General features: G+C 75.0%; 21 protein-coding genes and 4 pseudogenes. 24 read left to right on the top strand and 1 reads right to left on the bottom strand.

Annotated features, from left to right (window positions below):
• The first annotated feature begins 6 nt into the window (after positions 1–6).
• The 17 genes and pseudogenes from ffh (at position 7) to whiG (ending at position 15,906) form a co-directional block, all read left to right on the top strand.
• Positions 7–1,614, top strand: coding sequence for a signal recognition particle protein (ffh, locus tag AC1VL8_RS11500; RefSeq protein ID WP_389227289.1), 1,608 nt, complete (start codon positions 7–9; stop codon positions 1,612–1,614).
• A 17-nt stretch (positions 1,615–1,631) separates the two neighbouring features.
• On the top strand, positions 1,632–2,723 hold the full coding sequence (locus AC1VL8_RS11505; protein WP_483075255.1) for an amidohydrolase family protein: 1,092 nt from the start codon (positions 1,632–1,634) through the stop codon (positions 2,721–2,723).
• Between the two features lie 835 nt (positions 2,724–3,558).
• Positions 3,559–4,899: pseudogene (locus AC1VL8_RS11510) on the top strand (DUF222 domain-containing protein); the annotation flags it as partial.
• A 234-nt stretch (positions 4,900–5,133) separates the two neighbouring features.
• Complete coding sequence (gene rpsP / locus AC1VL8_RS11515) at positions 5,134–5,565, top strand: 30S ribosomal protein S16 (protein ID WP_389227298.1); 432 nt, start codon at positions 5,134–5,136, stop codon at positions 5,563–5,565.
• Positions 5,565–5,804 (top strand): RNA-binding protein, encoded by a 240-nt coding sequence (locus AC1VL8_RS11520; RefSeq protein WP_389227301.1) that lies wholly within the window; start codon positions 5,565–5,567, stop codon positions 5,802–5,804. The genes rpsP and AC1VL8_RS11520 overlap by 1 nt, the downstream gene beginning before the upstream one ends.
• Before the next feature lie 192 nt (positions 5,805–5,996).
• Positions 5,997–6,572, top strand: a complete 576-nt coding sequence (gene rimM, locus AC1VL8_RS11525; RefSeq protein ID WP_483075256.1) for a ribosome maturation factor RimM — start codon at positions 5,997–5,999, stop codon at positions 6,570–6,572.
• 1 nt (position 6,573) lies between these two features.
• A complete protein-coding gene (gene trmD / locus AC1VL8_RS11530; RefSeq protein WP_483075257.1) occupies positions 6,574–7,359 on the top strand; it encodes a tRNA (guanosine(37)-N1)-methyltransferase TrmD in 786 nt (261 codons plus the stop codon).
• 218 nt (positions 7,360–7,577) lie between these two features.
• Positions 7,578–7,946, top strand: coding sequence for a 50S ribosomal protein L19 (gene rplS, locus AC1VL8_RS11535; protein WP_389227310.1), 369 nt, complete (start codon positions 7,578–7,580; stop codon positions 7,944–7,946).
• A 133-nt stretch (positions 7,947–8,079) separates the two neighbouring features.
• Positions 8,080–8,817, top strand: a complete 738-nt coding sequence (gene lepB / locus AC1VL8_RS11540; RefSeq protein WP_483075258.1) for a signal peptidase I — start codon at positions 8,080–8,082, stop codon at positions 8,815–8,817.
• Between the two features lie 194 nt (positions 8,818–9,011).
• The gene (locus AC1VL8_RS11545) at positions 9,012–9,809 is read left to right on the top strand and encodes a ribonuclease HII (RefSeq protein WP_483075259.1); all 798 of its coding nucleotides are present in this window, start codon (positions 9,012–9,014) and stop codon (positions 9,807–9,809) included.
• A 79-nt stretch (positions 9,810–9,888) separates the two neighbouring features.
• Positions 9,889–10,212 carry a DUF2469 domain-containing protein gene (locus AC1VL8_RS11550; RefSeq protein WP_389227319.1) on the top strand — a complete coding sequence of 108 codons (324 nt, stop codon included), beginning with the start codon at positions 9,889–9,891 and terminating at the stop codon, positions 10,210–10,212.
• A 154-nt stretch (positions 10,213–10,366) separates the two neighbouring features.
• Positions 10,367–10,531 (top strand): annotated as a pseudogene (locus AC1VL8_RS11555) (YraN family protein); the annotation flags it as partial.
• 67 nt (positions 10,532–10,598) lie between these two features.
• On the top strand, positions 10,599–10,727 hold the full coding sequence (locus AC1VL8_RS11560; protein WP_483076281.1) for a hypothetical protein: 129 nt from the start codon (positions 10,599–10,601) through the stop codon (positions 10,725–10,727).
• Positions 10,727–12,261: pseudogene (locus tag AC1VL8_RS11565) on the top strand (YifB family Mg chelatase-like AAA ATPase). Before AC1VL8_RS11560 ends, AC1VL8_RS11565 begins: the two are co-directional and overlap by 1 nt.
• A 161-nt stretch (positions 12,262–12,422) precedes the next feature.
• Complete coding sequence (gene dprA, locus AC1VL8_RS11570) at positions 12,423–13,700, top strand: DNA-processing protein DprA (RefSeq protein WP_483075260.1); 1,278 nt, start codon at positions 12,423–12,425, stop codon at positions 13,698–13,700.
• A 230-nt stretch (positions 13,701–13,930) separates the two neighbouring features.
• On the top strand, positions 13,931–14,863 hold the full coding sequence (locus AC1VL8_RS11575; protein WP_483075261.1) for a tyrosine recombinase XerC: 933 nt from the start codon (positions 13,931–13,933) through the stop codon (positions 14,861–14,863).
• Positions 14,864–14,883: 20 nt separating this feature from the next.
• Positions 14,884–15,906 carry an RNA polymerase sigma factor WhiG gene (whiG, locus tag AC1VL8_RS11580; RefSeq protein ID WP_483075262.1) on the top strand — a complete coding sequence of 341 codons (1,023 nt, stop codon included), beginning with the start codon at positions 14,884–14,886 and terminating at the stop codon, positions 15,904–15,906.
• A gap of 87 nt (positions 15,907–15,993) precedes the next feature.
• Here whiG and AC1VL8_RS11585 read toward each other — a convergent pair.
• Positions 15,994–16,524, bottom strand: a pseudogene (locus tag AC1VL8_RS11585) (peptidoglycan DD-metalloendopeptidase family protein); the annotation flags it as partial.
• A 456-nt stretch (positions 16,525–16,980) separates the two neighbouring features.
• On the opposite strand from AC1VL8_RS11585, the gene rpsB reads away from it, so the two are divergent.
• The 7 genes from rpsB to AC1VL8_RS11620 all read left to right on the top strand — a co-directional run bounded on the left by rpsB (position 16,981) and on the right by AC1VL8_RS11620 (position 22,796).
• Positions 16,981–17,904 (top strand): 30S ribosomal protein S2, encoded by a 924-nt coding sequence (gene rpsB, locus AC1VL8_RS11590; RefSeq protein ID WP_389227337.1) that lies wholly within the window; start codon positions 16,981–16,983, stop codon positions 17,902–17,904.
• A 46-nt stretch (positions 17,905–17,950) separates the two neighbouring features.
• A complete protein-coding gene (gene tsf / locus AC1VL8_RS11595; RefSeq protein ID WP_483075263.1) occupies positions 17,951–18,790 on the top strand; it encodes a translation elongation factor Ts in 840 nt (279 codons plus the stop codon).
• A 94-nt stretch (positions 18,791–18,884) separates the two neighbouring features.
• Positions 18,885–19,607, top strand: coding sequence for a UMP kinase (gene pyrH / locus AC1VL8_RS11600; protein ID WP_389227343.1), 723 nt, complete (start codon positions 18,885–18,887; stop codon positions 19,605–19,607).
• A gap of 40 nt (positions 19,608–19,647) precedes the next feature.
• The gene (gene frr / locus AC1VL8_RS11605; RefSeq protein ID WP_483075264.1) at positions 19,648–20,205 is read left to right on the top strand and encodes a ribosome recycling factor; all 558 of its coding nucleotides are present in this window, start codon (positions 19,648–19,650) and stop codon (positions 20,203–20,205) included.
• A complete protein-coding gene (locus AC1VL8_RS11610) occupies positions 20,205–21,059 on the top strand; it encodes a phosphatidate cytidylyltransferase (protein ID WP_389227349.1) in 855 nt (284 codons plus the stop codon). Before frr ends, AC1VL8_RS11610 begins: the two co-directional genes overlap by 1 nt.
• 55 nt (positions 21,060–21,114) lie before the next feature.
• Positions 21,115–22,242, top strand: coding sequence for a dual-specificity RNA methyltransferase RlmN (rlmN, locus tag AC1VL8_RS11615; RefSeq protein WP_483075265.1), 1,128 nt, complete (start codon positions 21,115–21,117; stop codon positions 22,240–22,242).
• Positions 22,239–22,796: a DivIVA domain-containing protein gene (locus AC1VL8_RS11620; RefSeq protein WP_483075266.1), complete on the top strand. Its 558-nt coding sequence runs from the start codon at positions 22,239–22,241 to the stop codon at positions 22,794–22,796. Before rlmN ends, AC1VL8_RS11620 begins: the two co-directional genes overlap by 4 nt.
• Positions 22,797–22,820 lie beyond the last annotated feature (24 nt).

A 22,820-nucleotide genomic window follows, 5' to 3' on the forward strand; every position in this document is an offset into this window, starting at 1 on the left:
CGCGCGGTGTTCGCCACCCTGTCCGACCGACTGACGTCGACCTTCAAGAACCTGCGCTCCAAGGGGCGGCTGTCCGAGGCGGACATCGACGCCACCGTGCGCGAGATCCGCCGGGCGCTGCTCGACGCGGACGTCGCCGTGCCCGTGGTGCGCCAGTTCACCGGTGCCGTCCGGGAGCGGGCGCTGTCCGTCGAGGTCTCCGGCGCCCTCAACCCGGCGCAGCAGGTCGTCAAGATCGTCAACGACGAGCTCGTCGCGATCCTCGGCGGCGACAACCGCCCGCTGCACCTCGCGAAGAACCCGCCGACCGTCATCCTGCTCGCCGGCCTCCAGGGCGCGGGCAAGACGACGCTGGCCGGCAAGCTCGCCCTGCACCTCAAGGGCCAGGGCCACACGCCGATGCTGGTCGCCGCGGACCTGCAGCGGCCCAACGCCGTCACCCAGCTCCAGGTCGTCGGCGAGCGCGCGGGCGTCCCGGTGTTCGCCCCGCACCCCGGCAACCAGGGCAGCGAGGCCGACGTCGTCGTCGGCGCCGACCCCGTCGCGGTGGCCCGCGAGGGCCTCGCGACCGCGACCTCCCGGCAGCACGACGTCGTCATCGTCGACACCGCCGGCCGCCTCGGCGTGGACGCCGAGCTCATGCGCCAGGCCGCGGACATCCGCGACGCCGTCGACCCCGACGAGATCCTGTTCGTCATCGACGCGATGATCGGCCAGGACGCCGTCGCCACCGCCACGGCGTTCCAGGAGGGCGTCGGGTTCACCGGCGTCGTCCTGTCCAAGCTCGACGGCGACGCGCGCGGTGGTGCCGCGCTCTCCGTCGCGTCGGTCACCGGCCGGCCGATCCTGTTCGCCTCCACGGGTGAGAAGCTCACCGACTTCGAGGTGTTCCACCCCGACCGGATGGCGTCCCGCATCCTCGACATGGGTGACGTCCTCACCCTCATCGAGCAGGCCGAGAAGGCGTTCGACGCCGACGAGGCCGAGGCGATGGCCGGCAAGCTGGCCTCGGGCCAGGGCTTCACGCTCGCGGACTTCCTGCAGCAGATGCAGCAGCTGAAGAACATGGGCTCGATGAAGAAGATGCTCGGCATGCTCCCCGGCATGGGGCAGATGCGCGAGGCCATCGAGAACTTCGACGAGCGCGAGGTCGACCGCGTCGAGGCCATGATCCGCTCGATGACGCCGGGGGAGCGCGACAACCCGAAGATCATCAACGGCTCGCGCCGCGCGCGCATCGCCGCGGGCTCCGGGATGCAGGTCTCGGACGTCAACGGCCTGCTCGAGCGGTTCGCCGCCGCGCAGAAGATGATGCAGCAGATGGCCAAGGGCGGGGGCATGCCGATCCCCGGGATGGGCAACCTGCCGGGCACGGGCAAGAAGGGCCGCGGCCGCGTCGCCCCCGCCAAGAAGTCCAAGGGCAAGTCGGGCAACCCGGCCAAGCGCGCCCTGGAGGAGAAGGCCGCGGCCGACCGCGCCGCCGGCCTGACCCCCGCGGCGGCCCCGGCCCCGAAGGGCTCCGCGTTCGGCGTGGGCGGCGGCGCGCCGCAGCAGCAGCCCGACGCCTTCGATCCGTCGTCGCTCGAGGACCTGCAGAAGTTCCTCGGGCGCTGAGGTCGGCGGACCCGCGCGTGACCGACGTCCTGCACCTGCGGGGCCCGGTCGTCCTCGACGACGACCGGGTCGTCGGCGAGGCGTGGGTAGTCGGCGGGCGGCTGACGCTGACCCGGCCCGCCGGGGGAGGCGGCACCGCCGTGGACGGCTGGGTGCTGCCCGGGCTGGTCGACGTGCACTGCCACATCGGGCTCGCTGCCGAGGGCGCCGTCGACCGGGCGACCGCCGAGGCGCAGGCCGTCGCCGACCGCGACTCCGGCGTGCTGGTGGTCCGGGACGCCGGGTCGCCCGCCGACACCGGGTGGGTGCACGACCGCGACGACCTGCCCCGGCTGATCCGCGCCGGCCGGCACCTCGCCCGGCCGAGGCGGTACCTGCGGCACTACGGCCGCGAGCTCGACGCCGTGACCGACCTGCCGCGCGCGGTCGGCGAGGAGGCGGCGCGCGGCGACGGGTGGGTCAAGCTCGTGGCCGACTGGATCGACCGCGACCTCGGGCCCGACGGCGACCTGCGACCGCTGTGGCCGGACGACCTGCTCGCCTCGGCCGTCGCGACCGCGCACGCCGCGGGGGCCCGCGCCACCGCGCACACGTTCGCGGGGGAGGCGCTCGACGGGCTGCTCGACGCCGGGGTCGACTGCCTGGAGCACGCGACGGGGGCCGACGCCCGGCAGGTCGAGCGGATCGCCGCCGCGGGGATCCCGGTGACGGCGACGCTGCTCCAGGTCGCGCAGTTCGGTGCCATCGCCGACCGGGCGGACCGGTACCCGGTCTACGCGGCCCGGATGCGCCGGATGCACGCCCGGCGGTACGCCCACGTCCGCGACCTGCACGACGCGGGGGTGCCGCTGCTGGTCGGCACCGACGCCGGCGGGACGATCGCGCACGGCCGGATCGCCGACGAGGCCGCCGAGATGGTGGCCGCCGGCCTGCCCGCGCGGGAGGTCGTCGCCGCGGCGTCGTGGCGCACCCGAGAGTGGCTCGGCGTCCCGGGCCTCGACGAGGGGGCGGACGCCGACCTGGTCGTCTACGACGCCGACCCGCGCGCCGACGTGCGGGTGCTGGGCGCACCGCGGGCGGTCGTGCTGCGCGGCCGGCGGGTCGTCTAGCGGGCGCCGAGGCGTCCACAGGTGCAGCGGCCGCGCGTCGTCCCCAGGCCGCCGGGGTCCGGCCGAGGGCGTGTCGGTGGAGGCGTCTACGGTGGTCGTATGCCTCCTGACCAGCACGGACACCGTCCCACGACGCCCCTCGGCGCCGTGCGTCCCGGTGCCGTCGCCGCGTCGACCCCTGGCCGCCGCGGGATGGGCCCGGCACGGCGACCGGTGCCCGCCGTACCGGTTCCCGCGGAGCCCGCTGCGCTGGTGCCCGGCGTGCCCGGCGTGCCCGCGCCTGCCGCGTCCGGCGTGCCCGCGCCTGCCGCGTCCGGCGTGCCCGCGCCTGCGGCGTCCGGCGTGCCCGCGCCTGCGGCGTCCGGCGTGCCGGTCCGTGAGTCGTTCGGTCCGGGCTCGAGCCTGGGCGCGCGGTCGGCCGCCCACGCGGGGGCGGGCGCGCCCGACTGGGAGTCGCTGCCGGTCCCCGCGGACGTGCGGGCCCGGTGGCGCGCGGCCGTCGCGGCGGTGCCGTCCGAGTCGCGGGACCGCATCGGCGTCGACCGGTTCTGGGAGGTGGCGCTGCTGGAGTCCGCGGTCGTCGGGCCCGAGCTGGCCGCGTGGCTCGACGCGGTGGACCCCGCGTCGCTGACGGTGACCGGGCTCGTGGAGGCGGTCGCCGCGTCCGCCCGGGTCGAGGCGTGGGCGCACGCGCGCACCGCCCGGTGGGCGGGCCTGCTGGGGCGCGACCCGGAGATGGACCCGCAGTGGAACCGCCTGGCCGGTCCGCCACCCCGGCAGCGCTCCGTGGCGGGCGACGAGATCGCGATGCGGCTCGGCCTGTCGGGGGCAGGTCGACGCGGCCCGGGCGCGCCTGCTGGTCGACCGGCTCGCGGACGTGCCGTGGGAGGTCGCCACCCGGGTCGAGGACGAGGTGCTGCCCGAGGCGGCGCGGTGGACGGTGACCCGGATGGACCGGGAGATCGCGCGCGTGCTGCTCGAGGTCGACCCCGACGGCGTCGGCGACCTGCACGACAGGGCCGTCGCGGACCGGCGGGTGCAGCGACCGCGCGCCCTGCCGAACGGGATGGCGTCGCTGTCCGTGCTGCTCGAGGCGCAGGACGCGCTGCGGGTCGACGGAGTGCTCCACCACCAGGCCCTGGCGGCGAAGAACGTCGGCGACCCCCGCACGATCGACCAGCTGCGCGCGGACGGTCTCCGCGACCTCGTGGTCGGTGTCGACGTGCCCACGAGCGGGCCCGTCTGGGAGGTCGGCGCCGACGAGGTGCGCCTCGACGGGCAGCAGGTGGCGGTGACGGTGTACCAGCGTGTCCGCGCCGGCGACGCACCCGGGTCCGACGTGGCCGACCACGCGGACGACCCCCGTGACCTCTCGGACGAGGAGCCCGACCCCGGCCCAGACCCCGACCCCGAACCCGGAGCCCCCGACCCGGACGCGGACCCCGACCCAGCCCCCGACCCCGGAGCCCACGACCCGGCCCCGGACCTCGGTGCCACCGCCACCGACGACCTCGAGCCCAGCGGTGCCGCCGCGGCCCAGGACGTCCTCGTGGTCGACGCGTCGGGCGCCGGTGCGGTCCTTGCGACCACCGTCGCGCCGCGACGCCCAGGAGCGCGGGCCGGCGCGCAGGTGCACGTCACGATCTCGGCCGCGACCCTCCTCGGCCTGGACGACCGGCCCGCGGAGCTGCACGGCTACGGCCCTGTCGACGCCGTGCGTGCGCGCGCGATCGCGGCGGGCGGTACCTGGCGCCGGATCGTGACCGACCCTCGGTCCGGTGCGGTCCTGGACGTCGGTCGCACCCGCTACCGGCCGACAGCGGCCATCGCCGACCACGTGCGCGCACGCGACCGGACCTGCGTGCGCCCGGGCTGCACCGTGCCCGCCGAGCACGGGGAAGCTCGACCACACCGTCGAGTTCCACCGCCGGTGCGGCCACCCGCCCGGCCGGCTCGGGACGACCTGCGTGGCGAACCTCGCCCCGCTGTGCGGCCGCGACCACCGGCTCAAGACCGACGGCGGACACACCCTGCACCAGTACGCCCCGGGACGGTTCGAGTGGATCACCGCGGCGGGGCACCGGTACCGGACCAGGCCGGGGACCGGCGAGCAGGTCCGTACCACCGCGTGGCTCGACGACGACCCGCCACCGTTCTGACGTCGGCGCCGTCCTGACGACGGACGTCCGCGGTCGTCCCGGACGACGCGGACGTCCGTCGCTCGCCCCCGCCGGGTGTGACCCACGACTGGTCGCACGCACGCGCCCGCATCTGGCAGAATGACCCGCTGTACTCGGCGCGCGCGGCCCCTCTACCCGCTCGATGCCGTGTCCTTCAGGTCCGACCGCACCGCATGCCCCACGTGCGAACCGCGAGGACCGCCCCGTAGACACCCAGGAGAGACCACACTGTGGCCACCAAGATCCGCCTGAAGCGCCTCGGCAAGATCCGGGCGCCGTACTACCGCGTCGTCGTCGCGGACTCCCGCACCAAGCGTGACGGCCGCGCCATCGAGGAGATCGGGAAGTACCACCCGACCGAGGAGCCGTCGCTCATCGAGATCTCCTCCGAGCGTGCGCAGTACTGGCTCAGCGTCGGCGCGCAGCCGTCCGAGCAGGTCCTCGCGCTCCTCAAGGTGACCGGCGACTGGCAGAAGTTCAAGGGCCTGCCGGGCGCCGAGGGCACCCTGCGCACCAAGGCCGCGCCGGCCGACGTCAAGGCCGCGGTCGAGGCCGTCGCCGCCGACGCCGAGAAGGCCAAGGCCAAGGCGTCCGAGAAGAAGGCCGCCGCTGCGTCCGCCCCGGCCGCTGACGAGGCGCCGGCCGAGGACGAGCAGGCCTGATGCTCGCCGACGCGCTGGAGCACCTGGTCCGGGGCATCGTCGACCACCCCGACGACGTGCAGGTGGACGCCCGCACGCTCCGTCGTGGTGACCTGCTCGAGGTCCGGGTGCACCCCGAGGACCTCGGCCGCGTCATCGGCCGCAACGGCCGGACCGCCCGCGCGCTGCGCACCGTCGTCGGTGCGCTGTCGGCGGACGGCCCGGTGCGTGTGGACGTCGTGGACGTCGCCCGGCGGTGAGCCGCGCGTCCGGGCCGTCACCCTCGGGTGACGCCGCCCGGTAGATCAGCCGGTCGCAGGCCCGGTCTCCCTCGGGGGACCGGGCCTGCGCCGTGCCACCCCTGCGCCGTGCCACCCCTGCGCCGTGCCACCCCTGCGCCGTGCCACCCCTACGCTGATCCGGACAGACCCGGACGCCCCGAGAGGAACCCCATGCTGCTGACGGTCGCCCGGATCGGCCGCGCGCACGGCCTGCGCGGCGAGGTCGCCCTCGACCTGCGCACCGACGACCCGGCCGGCCGGCTGCCGGTCGGCGCCGTCCTGCCCACCGGTCCGCAGGGGCCCGGCTCGCTCACCGTCGAGCGCACCCGCGAGGCCCAGGGTCGGTGGTACGTCACGTTCGCCGAGGCGCCCGACCGCACCGCCGCCGAGGCCCTGCGCGGGGTCGAGCTGCTGGTCGAGGTCGCCGAGGACGACACCACCGACGACGACGAGGACGCCTGGTACCCGCACGAGCTCGCCGGTCTGCGCGCGGAGCACGTCGACGGCCGCGTCCTCGGCGAGGTCGTCGGCCTCGAGCACCTGCCGGCCCACGACGCGCTGGTGCTCCGCGAGCCCGACGGCGCGCGCACCCTCGTGCCGTTCGTCCGCGCGATCGTCCCCGTGGTCGACGTCCCCGGTGGCCGCGTGGTGCTCGACCCGCCGGGCGGCCTGCTGGCGGCCGACGCGGCGAACCTCGTCGTCAGCGACGAGACCACCGGCGTCGCGCCGAGCGGGGACGACGACTGACGTGCGTATCGACATCGTCTCGATCTTCCCGGACTACCTGAGCCCGCTGGCGCTGTCGCTCGTCGGCAAGGCCCGCACGACCGGCATCCTCGACCTGCGCGTCCACGACCTGCGGGACTGGACGACCGACCGGCACCGCACGGTGGACGACACGCCCTTCGGCGGCGGGGCGGGCATGGTCATGCGCCCCGACGTCTGGGGGACCGCGCTCGACGACCTCGTGGTCGACGGCGCGCACCTGCTGCTGCCGACGCCCTCGGGCGCCCCGCTGACCCAGCGGCACGCCGAGCAGTGGGCTCAGGACGAGCACCTGGTCATCGCGTGCGGCCGGTACGAGGGGATCGACGCGCGCGTCGCCGAGCACTACGCGACGCGACCGGGAGTGCGGGTCAGCGAGTACTCGATCGGCGACTACGTGCTCAACGGCGGCGAGGCCGCGGCGCTGGTGCTCGTCGAGGCCGTCGTGCGGCTGCTGCCCGGCGTCGTCGGCAACCCCGAGTCGCTCGTCGAGGAGTCGCACGGCAGCGCGGGGCTGCTCGAGTACCCGGTGTACACGAAGCCGCCCGCCTGGCGGGAGCTCGAGGTCCCCGAGGTGCTGCTCTCGGGCCACCACGGCCGGGTCGCGCGCTGGCGCCGGGACCAGGCGCTGGCCCGGACCGCCGCCCGGCGCCCCGACCTGCTGCGCCTCCTCGACCCCGCCGGCCTCGACCGTGCGGACCGCACCGCGCTGGCGGAGCTGGGCTGGGCCGTGGGCGACGACGGCCTGGGCCCGAGCACCGACGGCTGACGGCACCCGGGGCCCGGACCGCAGCGCCCGTGTCGCCCATCGGTCCGCGGCTGTGGCAGACTTGTGCGCTGGTGCGCGACGGTCGCGTCTCTGCCACAGGGGAGACGACCCACGACCTGCCGAGCTTCTCGGCCGCGGACCACCCACTGCCATCCCGGCGCCGCAGGGTGCCGACGACGACGCGCGTGACCTGTGGCACGGCGAGAAAGCGACACACGATGTCCCACATCCTCGACCACGTCGACGCGGCTTCGCTCCGCTCCGACATCCCGGACTTCCGCGCCGGTGACACCCTCAAGGTCAACGTCAAGGTCGTCGAGGGCAACCGCTCCCGCGTCCAGGTCTTCCAGGGCGTCGTGATCGCCCGCCAGGGCGACGGCATCCGCGAGACCTTCACGGTCCGCAAGGTGTCGTTCGGCGTCGGCGTCGAGCGCACGTTCCCCGTGCACTCCCCGACGCTCGAGTCCGTCGAGGTCGCCACCCGCGGTGACGTCCGTCGCGCGAAGCTCTACTACCTGCGCAACCTCCGCGGCAAGAAGGCCAAGATCAAGGAGAAGCGCGACGCGGTCCCGGCCAAGAAGGCCTGAGACAGCACCCGCTGCACCCCCGACGGGCGGCCCCGGTTCACGCCGGGTGCCGCCCGTCGGCGCGTGCGGGGAGGAATCGTGCACGCCCGCCGCGGTGGTGGGCAGCGGGTCGACGACGTGGGAGAGTGATGCGGTGACGGACCAGGACGCGGCACCCGCCAGCCAGGAGGCGCGCTCCGGCGGCGCCCGCAGCGACGACCGGCGGCGCGGTCCGGTCGCCTCGTTCCTCCGGGAGACCGCGATCATCCTGGTCAGCGCCGTGGTGCTGTCCTGGGTGGTCAAGACGTTCCTCGCGCAGGCGTTCTTCATCCCCAGCGCGTCGATGCACGACACCCTCCTCGAGGGCGACCGGGTCCTGGTGAACAAGCTGGTCCCCGGCCCGTTCGACCTGCACCGCGGCGACATCGTGGTGTTCTCCGACCCGGGCGGCTGGCTCGACCAGCAGACCGTCCCGGAGACCAACGTCGTCCAGGACGCGCTGATCGCGATCGGGCTCATGCCCCAGCAGTCCGAGGACCACCTCATCAAGCGCGTCATCGGCCTGCCCGGGGACCGGGTCCGGTCCGCGGGCGACGGCTCCCCGCTCACGGTCAACGGCCAGCCGATCGACGAGACCACCTACCTGGCGCCGGGTTCGAGCCCGAGCGGGCTGACGTTCGACGTGACCGTCCCCGAGGGCTCCCTGTGGGTCATGGGCGACAACCGGCAGCAGTCCGCCGACTCGAGCTACCACCTCGGCGACCCGGGCGGCGGGTCCGTGCCGGTGTCCGACGTCGTCGGGACCGCCTTCGTCACCCTCTGGCCGGTCGACCGCATCGGCGCCCTGCGCAACCCCGGCGACGTGTTCGACGCGGTGCCCGACCCGTCATGACGCCGCTCCACGGCGCAACGAACCCCGACGGCGCCCCGGACGGCGCGGCTGTCGAGCGGGACGCTGCTGTCCCGGCGGGCAGTGCTGTCCAGGCGGGCACTGCTGCCCCGGGAGGATCCGCTGTCCCGGAGCGCACGGAGGCCGTCGCGGTGCCGGCGCTCACCGTGGGCGCTCCGGGGACCGTGCGGTCCCGCGTGCCCCGCTCGGCGGCACCCCGCCGGTCCGCACGGCCGGTGCCGCACCTGCGCCACGAGCGCGCACTGCTGCGCGACGGCGCGCTGCGGGTGGCGGGGATGGACGAGGTCGGGCGGGGTTCGCTGGCCGGCCCGGTCAGCGTCGGCGTCGTGGTCGTCGACGCGACGACCCGCAGCGGCCCGCGCGGGGTGGCCGACTCCAAGCTGCTCACCCCGGCGGCGCGCACGGCGCTCGTGCCCGCGCTGCAGCGGTGGGGCGTCGCCCGGGCCGTCGGGCACGCCAGCGCCGCCGAGATCGACGCCCTGGGCATCATCGCCGCGCTCCGGCTCGCGGGTCAGCGCGCCCTCGCCGCCGCGGCTGCGGTCGCCGGCCCGGTCGACGTGGTGGTGCTCGACGGCGCGCACGACTGGCTGACGCCGCCGGCCCAGGCGTCCCTGTTCGACGACGCGCTGCTCGACGCCCCGCTGCTCGACGCCCCGCTGCGGGCCGCCTCCCCGCGCGAGGACGCGCCCTCGGCAGCCCCGTGCGTCGACGGCGCGCCGGACCTCGCGCTCGTGGGCGAGCCGCGCGTGCACCTGCGGGTCAAGGCCGACCAGTCCTGCGCGTCGGTCGCGGCGGCGTCCGTCCTGGCCAAGTGCGAGCGCGACGCCCTCATGGTCGAGCTCGCGGCGGAGCACCCGGAGTACCGCTGGGACTCGAACAAGGGCTACGCGTCCGACGACCACGTCGCCGCGCTGCGCGCCCTCGGTCCGAGCCCCTGGCACCGGCGGTCCTGGCGCCTGCCGGTCGGCACCTGAGCACGGTCCTGCCCCCTGCCGGTGGGGTGTGCGGTCCGCTCACGCCGCCGGACGTCCCGGGATGGGGGATGATGGTCGGGTGAGCGCGGAGGACCTGGAGAACTACGAGACCGACATGGAGCTCGCGCTGTACCGCGAGTACCGCGATGCCGTGGGGCTCTTCTCCTACGTGGTCGAGACGGAGCGCCGGTTCTACCTGGCGAACCACGTCGACCTGCAGGTGCGGTCCGCGGCGGGCGAGGTCTACTTCGAGCTGACCCTCGCGGACGCCTGGGTCTGGGACGTGTACCGCTCGGCGCGGTTCGTGAAGTCGGTGCGCGTCGTGACGTTCAAGGACGTCAACGTCGAGGAGCTGGTCAAGGCGGACCTCGACCTCGGCAGCGGCAGCGGCTTCGCCCGCTGACCTTCGCCTGGTGACTCCGGCGGGCCCTTCCGCGCCCTGAGCGGGCACCGAGCCCTCCACAGGCACCACTGCCGCGCGTCGTCCCCAGGGCGGGCGCCGCGGGCCCCCACCTCCCCGGCCCTCCCCGGCAGCCTGCTGCCAGGAGGTGACGCGGATGCGATCACGGCAGGAGGTCGGGCGGTCGGGGGAGGACCTCGCCGTCACGTACCTGGAGCAGCGCGGCTGGCAGGTCCTCGACCGGAACTGGTTCGGGCGGGGCGGGGAGCTCGACGTCGTCGCGCTCGACGTCGCGTGCGACACCGTCGTCGGCGTCGAGGTGAAGACCCGGCGCAGCACCGCGTACGGGCGGGCGGCGGAGGCGGTCACCCCGGTCAAGCTTCCGGCGGATGCGCTCGCTCGTCGCCCAGTGGCTCGACGCCCACGACCTGCGCTGCGACGGGGTGCGGCTCGACGTCATCGCGATCGAGCACCTGCGCGGCGCCCCGCCGCACCTCGAGCACCTGCGAGGTGTCTGATGGCGCTGGGCCGCACGTTCGCCGTCGGGCTGGTCGGTCTCGCGGGGACGCTCGTGGAGGTCGAGGCGCACCTCGCGGCGTCCCTGCCCGCGTTCGTCCTGGTGGGCCTGCCCGACGCCTCGCTCGCCGAGGCCCGCGACCGGGTGCGCGCCGCCGTCGGGTCGACCGGCCTGGCCTGGCCGAACCGGCGCGTCACGGTGAACCTGTCCCCGGCGGCGCTGCGGAAGTCCGGGCCTGCGTTCGACCTGGCGGTCGCGGTGGCGGTGCTCGCCGCGGCACAGGCGCTGGACCCTGAGCGCGCAGCGCGCACCGTCCACCTGGGGAGCTCGGGCTCGACGGCCGCCTGCGCCCCGTGCGGGGGGTGCTGCCCGCGGTGGCGGCCGCCGTCGCCGCCGGCCGACCCGATGTCGTCGTGCCCGCCGCGGACCTCGCCGAGGCGTGCCTGGTGCCCGGCGCGCGGGCGACCGGGTGCGCGACGCTCGCCGAGGTCGTGGCGCGGCACGGCGGGACCGTCGCCGTGCCCGACGTCGCGCCCGTCGCCCCCGACCGACCGTCCGGCGCGCGCCGGCACGACCCCGGCGACCTCTCCGACGTCCTCGGCCAGGACGAGGCGCGCTGGGCGGTGGAGGTCGCGGCGGCGGGCGCGCACCACGTCCTGCTCCTGGGCCCACCCGGGGCGGGCAAGACCATGCTCGCGTCGCGGCTGCCCGGGCTGCTGCCCGACCTCACGGAGCCCGAGGCCGTCGAGGTGACGGCGGTGCACTCGGTCGCGGGCGTCTTCGACCCGGCGGGCGGGCTGCTGCGCCGGCCCCCGTTCGAGGACCCGCACCACACGGCGACCCCGGCGAGCATCGTCGGCGGCGGGTCCGGCATCCCGCGCCCCGGTGCGGCGTCGCGGGCGCACCGCGGCGTGCTGTTCATGGACGAGGCACCCGAGTTCTCCTCGGCGGTCCTCCAGACGCTGCGTCAGCCGCTGGAGCACGGCGAGCTGGTGATCCACCGCACGGGCGGCGCCGCGCGCTACCCCGCGAGGTTCCAGCTGGTGATGGCGGCGAACCCGTGCCCGTGCGGGTACGCGTTCGGCAAGGGGCTGCTGTGCCGGTGCACGGCGCTCGATCGTCGTCGCTACCTCGGCCGCCTCGACGGGCCGCTCCTCGACCGGGTGGACGTCCAGGTCGAGGTCCCGCCCGTGCGCCGGACTGCGCTCACCGGTGAGGCGGGTGAGACGACCGCCGAGGTGGCTGCCCGGGTCGGAGCAGCACGGGCGGCGCAAGCCGATCGGTGGCGGGGGACGCCGTGGCGTGTGAACTCCGACGTCCCCGGCCGGGCCCTGCGCGAGCGCCTGCGGGCCCGCGCCGGCCTGCTCGCGGACATCGACGGCGCCGTCGAGGCTGGTCGGCTGACCCTGCGCGGCGCGGACCGGGCCCTGCGCCTGGCGTGGACGGTCGCGGACCTGTCCGGCCGGGCCGCTCCTGACCGGGACGACGTGGGCCGCGGCGTCGCGCTGCGCACCCGAGGGCAGGGGGGAGCATGAACGGCACGGGGGACACAGCCGGCGCGGGAGGCGCTGGTGACACGGCTGGCCCGGGTGGCGCGCACTGGCTCGCCGGCTCTGGAGGCGCCGAGGAAGCGGCTGGTGCTGGCGGCGCAGCGGCACCGGGTGGGCCCGGCGATCGGTGTCCCGACGACCCGGAGGTGCTCGCCCGTGCGGCCTGGAGCCTCGTGGCCGAGCCCGGCGACGCGACGGCGGGGGCGGTCGTCGCGGCGCTCGGCGCGCCGGCCGCCCTGCGCTGGGCCGCCTGGGCGGTCGGGGTCCCGACCGAGCAGGCCGCGGCGCGGCTCCGGCGGCTCGCCGGGGAAGCGTCGTCGACCCGGGGTGGTAGGGCTCCGACTCGTGCCGCGGAGCCCGACGCCCCGGTCATGGCCCGGGTCCTCGCCCGCGCGCTGCCCCGGTGGGCGCCGAGGCTGGCGGTGCTCGACGTGCGACCTGCGCTCGACGCGCTGGCGGCGTGCGGTGGGACGCTGCTGGTGCCCGGGCAGGCCGGGTGGCCCGCTCGGCTCCCGGACCTGGGCGCCGCCGGACCGCTGTGCCTGTGGGTGCGTGGCGCCCCGTCGCTCTCCGTGCTCGCGCGGCGGTCGATCGCGGTCGTCGGAGCACGCGCCGCGACCTCCTACGGCGAACGGGTCGCCGCGGACCTCGCCGCGGGCGTCGTCGACCAGGGCGTGACCGTCGTGTCCGGCGGTGCGTTCGGCATCGACGTCGCGGCGCACCGGGCTGCGCTCGCGGCCGACGGCGCGACGGTGGCCCTGCTGGCCGGCGGGGTCGACCGTCCGTCTCCCGAGGGGAACCGGAACGTGCTGGAACGGCTCCTCGACCACGGCGGGGCGCTCGTCGCGGAGAGCCCACCGGGGACCCCGCCGACGCGCTCACGCTTCCTGCAGCGCAACCGGCTGATCGCCGCGCTCACCGGGGCGACCGTCGTGGTCGAGGCCGCGTGGCGGTCCGGTGCCCTGAGCACCGCGACGCGCGCCGCCGAGCTGCTGCGCCCGGTCGGAGCCGTTCCCGGGCCGGTCACCTCGATGGCCTCCGCAGGCTGCCACCGGCTCCTGCGGGACGGCGCGGCGGTCTGCGTCACCGACGCGGCCGAGGCGCTGGAGCTGCTCGGGCCGGCTCCGGGCCGCGGGGACGACGGCCCGCTCGGGGTCGACGGCCCGCTCGGGGACGCTGGACGCGACGCGTCCGGTGGACCGGGGTGGCGCGACAGGTCCGACGGCGTCCCGGCCCGGGTGCTCGACGCACTGCCCCGCCGCGGCGGAGTGCCGGTCGACGAGATCGCCCGTCGCGCCGGGCTGGCGGTGCGGGAGGTCTCCGGCGCGCTCGGGCGTCTGGAGCTCGAGGGTGCGGTGCGCCGGGAGGACCGGCTCTGGGGGCGCGGGGGCGGCGGGCGTGCGGGGGGCGGTCGGCCGTCGTGATGCACATTCCGGGCGCCGGCGGGGTCGCGGAAACCGCATTCACACCCACGGCCCACGCCGGGCGGGGCCGGGAGCCGTCCAGCAGGCGGACGCGGGGGCCGGCCCGGGGCCCGGAAACAGGGGCGAAACCGGACATCGAATCGGACATATCCCCGTGATTCGTACAGGGGTGGGTGAAACGCGCCACAGACGCCTTGTCGCCCGGAGGGGTGACAGGCGACCGTAGTCCCGTGCAGACGGGGGCTGAGGCGCAGACGGTACGGGGGGACACCCCCGAGACCGACGCGTTCGCACTCCACCTGCGGGCTCAGCGCGGACTCTCGGACCACACCGTCCGTGCCTACCTCGGCGACCTCGAGGACCTGGCCGGGTACGCGCGGCGGCACGGCGTGGCCGACCTCACCGGGGTCGACATCACGGTCCTGCGCGGGTGGCTGGCCGCGATGGCCGCCACGCAGCGCAGCCGCGCGACGATGGCGCGCCGGGGTGCGGCGGTCCGCACGTTCTTCGCCTGGGCAGTCCGCACCGGTCGCGTGGCGCAGGACCCGGCGCTCCGGCTCGCCAGCGCCCGGCCGGCGTCGCACCTGCCGACCGTGCTGGACCAGGCGTCGGCAGCGGCGCTGCTCGACACGGCGCGGGTCCGCGCGGACGACGGCGACCCGGTCCACCTGCGCGACTGGGCGGCCCTGGAGCTGCTGTACGCCACGGGTGCGCGCGTCGGCGAGCTGTGCGGCGCCGACGTCGACGACCTGGACCTGGGCGAGCGCCTGCTGCGCGTCACCGGCAAGGGCGACAAGCAGCGCGTGGTCCCGGTCGGTGAGCTCGCGGTCGAGGCCGTCGAGGCGTGGCTGACCCGGGGTCGTCCTCGGCTCGCCACGGACGTCTCCGGTCCGGCGCTGCTGCTCGGCCGCCGCGGTGGCCGGGTCGACCAGCGGCAGCTCCGCGAGGCGGTGCACGCCGTCTCGCGCCTCGCGGACGTCGAGGACGTGGCCCCCCACGCTCTGCGACACTCGGTGGCGACGCACCTGCTGGAGGGCGGCTCCGACCTCCGCAGCGTGCAGGAGGTGCTCGGTCACGCGAGCCTCGCCACCACCCAGCGCTACACCCACGTGACCGCGGACCGCCTCCGCGCGTCCTTCGAGCAGGCCCACCCCCGCGCATGACGTCCGAGATGGAGAGCTCCATGTCAGTTCCGGCTGAGGACACGGTCCAGCTGGCTGCCTCGCAGCGCCGCGCCACGAGCGCGCCCCTCGGTGTCATCCCGCGGCAGCAGGCGCTCGACCCGCAGCTGGAGTCGGAGCTCGAGGCGGTGGCCGCGCTCGTCGAGGCCGAGGTCGACGCCGACGGCGACGCCACCGGGCTCGACGGCGCCGCCGCGGTGCTCGCAGCGGTCCCCGACCTCGAGGTCGAGGCGGACGAGGTCGACCTCGCCGAGGCGCCGGTCTCCCCGGTGGCCGAGGACTGGCGGCTGTTCAAGGCCGGCGGCGACCGCCTGGTCCGCGAGCGGCTGATCCTGCACTACGCCCCGCTGGTCACGTCGGTCGCGGCGCGGGTCGGCATGCGCCTGCCCGCGATGGTCGAGCAGGCCGACCTGGTCTCGTACGGGATGTTCGGCCTCATCGACGCCATCGAGAAGTACGAGCCCGGTCGCTCGGTGAAGTTCGAGACCTACGCGAGCTCCCGCATCCGGGGCGCGATCATCGACGAGCTGCGCGCCATGGACTGGATCCCGCGCTCCGTCCGCACCAAGGCCCGTGCCGTGGACCGCGCGTACGCCGAGCTCGAGAGCGAGCTGCACCGCGTGCCCACGGAGTCCGAGGTCGCCTCGCGGCTGCAGATCGAGGTCCGCGAGCTGCGCGCGCTGTTCACGCAGCTGTCGACCGTCAACGTCGCGGCGCTCGACGAGCTGCTGGGCGGCGGCGAGGACCGCGGTGACCGGCTGTCGCTCCTGGACACGCTCGGCGACGACCGGACTCCCGACCCCGAGACCTCGTTCGAGGCGCAGGAGACGAAGTTCCTGCTCGCCCGCGCGATCGACCAGCTCGGCGAGCGCGAGAAGCTCGTGCTGGTCCTCTACTACTACGAGGGCATGACCCTGGCGGAGATCGGCCGGGTGCTCGGGGTGACCGAGTCGCGGATCTCGCAGATGCACACCGCCGCGATGCTCCGGCTCCGCGCCCGTCTCACCGAGGCCGACCGGGGCTGACGCCTCCGCGCCGAGCCGGTCCGGCGGCGGCGCCCGGGACAGCAGCACCACCGGCCCGCCGCGCAGCAGCAGCTCCGGGTCGAGGTAGACCTCGCCGTCCCGCACGCCCCAGTGCAGGCACGACCCGGGGTCGCAGTGCGTCCGGGCCCCCGCGACGACCCCGACCGGGTGCCCGGCCCCGACCCGGTCGCCCACGGAGACGCCCGGGTCGACGGGTTCCAGGGAGCTGCGCAGCCCGTCGTCGTGCCGGACGGTCAGGACCGGGCGGTCCACGACGACCCCGGCGAACGTCACGGTGCCGGCGCGCGGGGCGAGGACCACCGAACCGGCGGGCGCGTCGAGGTCGAGCCCTCGGTGGCCCGCGAGCCAGGGCTGCGCCGGCCCGTCGAACGGCTGGACGACGTGCTCCGGCTGGACCGGCGCGGTCCAGGGGTCGGTCGAGGCGGCGGCGGGCAGGGGAGGAGGGGTGCCGCGCGCGCCGGGGGCCGGCCTGGCGAGCGCGGGCGCGAGGACGACAGCCAGCACGGCGATGATCACGGCGGCGACCACCCGGGGAGTCCGGGGTGCGCCGTCCGTGCCGGACGTCGGGTGCGCGAGGCGCGTGCGGTGCGGTGCCATGCGGCGAGCGTGCCGTGCGCCGGGTCCGCGCAGCGCGTCGCCGCGGGCGCGGCTGGGGACGACGCGCGGGGGAGCGGCCTGGGGAGGGCTCGGTGCCCGCTCGTGGTGCGGTGCCGGTCGAGGGGGGCGAGGCGGGTCGTGCGACGTGCCCGTGGTCACGTGCGGGACGTGTCCGGGGGCTCGCGCCGGTCCGGTAGACTCCTTCCTGCGACCGGTGCGTGCCGGTCGACATCGCGCGTCACCACCAAGGTGGTCGCCCGTGGTCCTCTGCGAGGGCCGGGGCGCCGTCGAGGGCCGACGTCGGCAGCGGTCCGGGTTCGTCCCGGCGTCGACGTGGGCGTGGCGCCAGGGGTGCCGCCCGTCCCGGGAGGCGCCGACAACCGGACGAGCGGACCTGCCCCGGCGGGCCCGTGAACATGCGCGCGCCCCTCGCGGGGCGCGTCGGAAGGACGTGCCATGGCCGTCGTGACCATGCGCCAGCTGCTCGAGAGCGGTGTCCACTTCGGGCACCAGACCCGCCGCTGGAACCCCAAGATGAAGCGCTTCATCTTCACCGAGCGCAACGGCATCTACATCGTCGACCTCCAGCAGTCGCTGTCGTACATCGACCGCGCCTACGAGTTCGTCAAGGAGACCGTCGCCCACGGCGGCACCATCCTCTTCGTCGGCACCAAGAAGCAGGCGCAGGAGCCCGTCGCCGAGCAGGCCGCCCGCGTCGGCATGCCGTACGTGAACCAGCGCTGGCTCGGTGGCATGCTCACCAACTTCCAGACGGTGAACAAGCGCCTGCAGCGCCTCAAGGAGCTCGAGCTCATCGACTTCGACGACGTCGCGGGCAGCGCCTTCACGAAGAAGGAGCTCCTCATCATGCGTCGCGAGAAGGACAAGCTCGCGAAGACGCTCGGTGGCATCCGGGACATGACCCGCACGCCGTCCGCCGTGTGGATCGTGGACACCAACAAGGAGCACCTGGCCGTCGACGAGGCGCGCAAGCTCGGCATCCCGATCGTCGCGATCCTCGACACCAACTGCGACCCCGACGTCGTGGACTACCCGATCCCGGGCAACGACGACGCGATCCGCGCCGTGCAGCTGCTGACCCGCGTGATCGCGGACGCCGCCGCCGAGGGCACGATGAAGCGTCACTCCGCCCGTCAGGGTGGCGGCGCCGAGGCCGCTCCGGCCGACGCCGAGCCGCTGGCCGAGTGGGAGCGCGAGCTCCTGGCCGGTGCCGAGGAGTCGGTGGCCGCCGAGGCCCCCGCCGCGACCGAGGCGCCCGCCGCCGAGGCCCCCGCCGCGACCGAGGCCCCGGCCGAGGCCGAGGCGCCCGCCGCTGCCGCCGAGACCGCCGCGACCGAGGGCGACGCCGAGTCCAAGTGACCCGGTCCGCCACTCCCACGCACTGACGAGAAGGACGGAAGCACAGATGGCAAACCTGGCTGACATCAAGGCGCTGCGCGAGAAGACCGGCGCCGGCATGCTCGACGTCAAGAAGGCCCTGGAGGAGGCGGGTGGCGACGCCGACAAGGCGCTCGAGATCATCCGCGTCAAGGGCCTGAAGGGCGTCTCCAAGCGCGAGGGCCGCTCGGCCTCCGACGGCCTGGTGGCCGCCGAGGTCGTCACCACCGCCGACGGCACCGACGAGGTCGGCGTCATCGTCGAGGTGAACTCGGAGACGGACTTCGTCGCCAAGAACACCACCTTCATCACGCTGTCGGAGAAGGTCCTCGCGACCGCCGTCGCCAGCGGTGCCCGCGACGCCGACGCGCTGCTCGCGGCCGACGTCGACGGCAAGTCCCTGCAGGAGGTCGTCGACGAGACCGCCGCCGTGCTGGGCGAGAAGGTCGTCGTCCGCCGCGTGGCCCGCGTCGCCGGCGAGAAGGTCTCGGTCTACCTGCACAAGGTGAACAAGGACCTCCCCCCGCAGGTCGGCGTGCTCGTCGCGACCGACGCCAAGGGTGCCGAGGTGGCCCGGGACATCGCGACGCACATCGCCGCGTTCTCCCCGGCCTACCTGACGCGCGACGAGGTCCCGGCCGAGACGGTGGAGAACGAGCGCCGCATCGCCGAGGAGACCGCCCGCAACGAGGGCAAGCCCGAGGCCGCCCTGACGAAGATCGTCGAGGGTCGTCTGACCGGCTACTTCAAGGACGTCGTCCTGCTGGACCAGCCGTTCGCGAAGGACTCGAAGAAGTCCGTCGCGCAGGTGCTCGCCGAGGTCGGCGGCACCGTGACCGGCTTCGTGCGGTTCCGCGTCGGCGCCTGACGACGCACCACCCGGTGGCCCCGGCCCGCGAGGGCCGGGGCCACCGGCGCGAGATCGTCTCGCACCATCCCCGCCGACGACCTGGAGGTTCCCCGTGACCGACGAGACCCATGCCCGCCGGGTGCTGCTGAAGCTCTCGGGCGAGGCGTTCGGCGGCGGCTCGATCGGCCTGGACCCGCACGTGGTCCGGCGGGTCGCGGCCGAGATCAGCGCGGCGGTCGCCGACGGCGTCCAGGTCGCGATCGTCTGCGGCGGCGGCAACTTCTTCCGGGGCGCCGAGCTCGCGCAGAACGGCCTGGACCGGGCGCGTGCCGACTACATGGGCATGCTCGGCACGGTCATGAACTGCCTGGCGCTGCAGGACTTCCTGGAGCAGGCCGGCGTGGACACGCGCGTGCAGACCGCCATCACGATGGGCCAGGTCGCCGAGCCGTACATCCCGCTGCGTGCCATCCGGCACATGGAGAAGGGCCGCGTCGTCATCTTCGGCGCCGGCGCCGGCATGCCGTACTTCTCGACCGACACCGTCTGCGTGCAGCGCGCCCTCGAGACGCACTGCGACGAGGTGCTGATGGGCAAGAACGGGGTGGACGGCGTCTACTCCGCGGACCCGCGCACCGACCCGACGGCGGTCAAGCTCGACCACCTGACCTACACCGAGGCGATCGTCCAGGAGCTCGGGGTCATGGACTCGACGGCCCTGTCGATGTGCCGCGACAACGGCGTGCGGATGCGCGTCTTCGGGCTCGAGGAGCCCGGCAACGTCACCCGCGTCCTCCGGGGTGAGAAGATCGGCACGCTGGTCACCGAGGACTGACGAGCCAGACGCCAGCACCCAGCAACGCTAAGGAGCAACCGTGATCGACGAGATCCTCCTCGAGGCCGAGGAGAAGATGGACAAGGCCGTCGAGGTCGCCAAGGAGGACTTCGCCGCCATCCGCACCGGTCGTGCGAACGCGGCGATGTTCAACAAGATCACGGTCGACTACTACGGCAGCCCGACGCCGCTGCAGCAGCTGGCGTCGTTCAACGTGACCGAGGCGCGCACCATCCTCATCACGCCGTTCGACAAGTCGGCCATGCAGGGCATCGAGAAGGCGCTGCGCGACTCCGACCTGGGCGTGAACCCGACGAACGACGGCAACGTCATCCGGGTGAGCCTGCCCGCGCTCACCACGGAGCGCCGCAAGGAGTTCGTGAAGCTCGCCAAGACCAAGGCCGAGGACTCGCGCGTCTCGCTGCGCAACGTCCGTCGTCGGGCCAAGGACGAGCTCGACCGCCTGGTCAAGGACGGCGAGGCCGGCGAGGACGAGGTCACGCGCGCCGAGAAGGAGCTCGAGGCCCTGACGAAGCGGCACGTCGACCTGGTCGACGCGCTGCTCTCCTCCAAGGAGAACGAGCTGCTCGAGGTCTGATGTCGTCCCACCCCGCCGTCGCCCCGGCGCCCGGCACCTCGCGTGCCGGGCGCGACCTCCCCGTCGCCGTCGCCGTCGGCGTCGCCCTGCTGATCGCCGTCGCGGCGTCCCTGTTCCTGCGCAAGGAGCTGTTCGGCGTCGTGGCGGTCGTCGCCGTCGGCGCCGGGCTCTGGGAGCTCGCGAACGCCTTCGCCCGTCGCGGCGTCGGGATCCCGGTCGCGCCCCTGATCGTCGGTGACGTCGGGATCCTGGTCTCCGCGTACGTCGCGGGCATGGAGGCGCTGTTCGTCGCGTTCGTGCTCACCGTGGGCGGCATCGTCGTCTGGCGGGTGCTGGACGGGAGCGGGCCGCGTGCGGTGCGCGACGCCACCGCGGGGGTGTTCGCCGCGGCGTACCTGCCGCTGATGGCCGGCTTCGTGATGCTGCTGCTCGCGGAGGAGGACGGCGCCCTGCGCGTCGCCCTGTTCATCCTGCTCTGCGTCGCGAACGACACCGGCGGCTACGTGGTGGGCGTCCTGATCGGACGGCACCCGCTGGCGCCGTCCGTCAGCCCGAAGAAGACCTGGGAGGGTCTGCTCGGCTCGGTGGTCCTGGCGTGCGTGATCGGCGTCCTCGGGATCCACTTCATGTTCGACGGGGACCCCGCCCTCGGTGCGCTGCTGGGCGTCGCGACGGTCGCCGTCGCCACCCTGGGCGACCTGGGGGAGTCGATGATCAAGCGGGACCTCGAGCTGAAGGACATGGGCACGCTCCTGCCCGGCCACGGCGGCGTGCTCGACCGGATCGACTCGATGCTGCTCGCCGCCCCCGTCGTGTTCCTGCTGCTGCACACGCTCCAGCCCGTCGTCTCCTGACGGCCACCCCGCACCACCCGCACCCACCCGCTCGAACCACCCCGAGGAGGACCGCGTGAGCGCCACGCCCGTCGCACTCAACCTGTCGGCCCCCACCCGGGGAGCCCGCGGCAAGCCGCCGAAGCACTTCGTCGACCTCACCCCCGAGGAGCGCATCGAGGCCGTCACCGCGCTCGGCGAGAAGCCGCTGCGCGCCAAGCAGCTGGCGACGCACTACTTCAGCCACCTGACCGCGGACCCGGCGGCGATGACCGACCTGCCCGCGGCGAGCCGCGACACGCTCGTCGAGGCGCTGTTCCCCGAGCTGCTGACCGCCGCCCGGACGATGCAGGCGGACGGCGGCACCACCGTCAAGACGCTGTGGCACCTGTTCGACGGCGCCAAGGTCGAGTCGGTGCTCATGCGGTACGCGCATCGTTCGACCCTGTGCGTGTCCAGCCAGGCGGGCTGCGGGATGGCGTGCCCGTTCTGCGCGACCGGCCAGCTCGGCCTGACCCGTAACCTGTCGACGGCCGAGGTCGTCGAGCAGGTGCGCCGAGCGGCGGCGTCGCTCGCGGCGGGGGAGGTCCCCGGCGGCGAGACCCGGCTGTCGAACGTCGTGTTCATGGGCATGGGGGAGCCGCTCGCGAACTACAAGACCGTGATGGAGACCGTGCGCCGCATGGTCGCGCCGGTGCCCGAGGGCTTCGGGATGTCGGCCCGCAACATCACGGTGTCGACCGTCGGCCTGGTGCCCGCGATGCGCAAGCTCGCGAAGGAGGGCATCCCCGTCACCCTCGCGCTGTCGCTGCACGCCCCCGACGACGAGCTGCGCAACGAGCTCGTGCCGATCAACACGCGGTGGAGCGTCAAGGAGACGATCGACGCCGCCTACGAGTACTTCCAGGCGACCGGTCGCCGGGTGTCCATCGAGTACGCGCTCATGCGGGACATCAACGACCAGGCATGGCGCGCCGACCTGCTCGGCACGGAGCTCAACCGCCGGGGCCGCGGCTGGGTGCACTGCAACCCCATCCCGCTGAACCCGACGCCCGGCTCGAAGTGGACCGCGAGCGATCCCGCGGTCGAGGCCGAGTTCGTGGCACGCTTGCGCGCACACGGGATCCCGACCACCGTCCGCGACACCCGTGGCAGCGACATCGACGGTGCATGCGGCCAGCTGGCCGCGGAGGAGGACGCATGAGCGGCGGGGCCATGTTCCGGCGGGTGACCGGGGTGCGGACGGGCTACCACCCCGAGGAGGTCGACGACTTCTTCACGCACGCGCGGACCGTGTACGAGCAGGGCCCCGCCGGCGCGCTGTCCAGCAAGGACGTGCGCACCGTCGCGTTCGACCTGGTCCGGCACGGCTACTCGACGACCGCCGTGGACGCGGCGCTCGACCGGCTCGAGGCCGCGTTCGTCGCGCGCGCCCGTGCCGACTTCATCGCCGAGCGCGGGCGGCAGGCCTGGCTCGAGCACCTCGCCGAGCAGGCCCGCACCCTGTACGGCCGGCTGACCCGCGCCGACGGCGAGCGGTTCGACGCGCCGAAGGGTCGGCAGGCCGGGTATCTCGCCTCCGACGTGGACGCGCTGTGCCACCGGCTCGTCGCGTACTTCGACTCGAACGCGCCGCTGGCCGCGCAGGACGTGCGCTCGGCGGTGTTCGCGCGGAAGAAGGGCGCGGGCGCGTACGCCGAGGCGCCCGTGGACGCGTTCCTCGAGCGCGCCGTGGACGTGCTGCTCGCCGCCGAGTAGCGAACCGTCCGGCAGGATGGGGCG

The organism is Cellulomonas sp. KU4C (genome assembly GCF_056868065.1).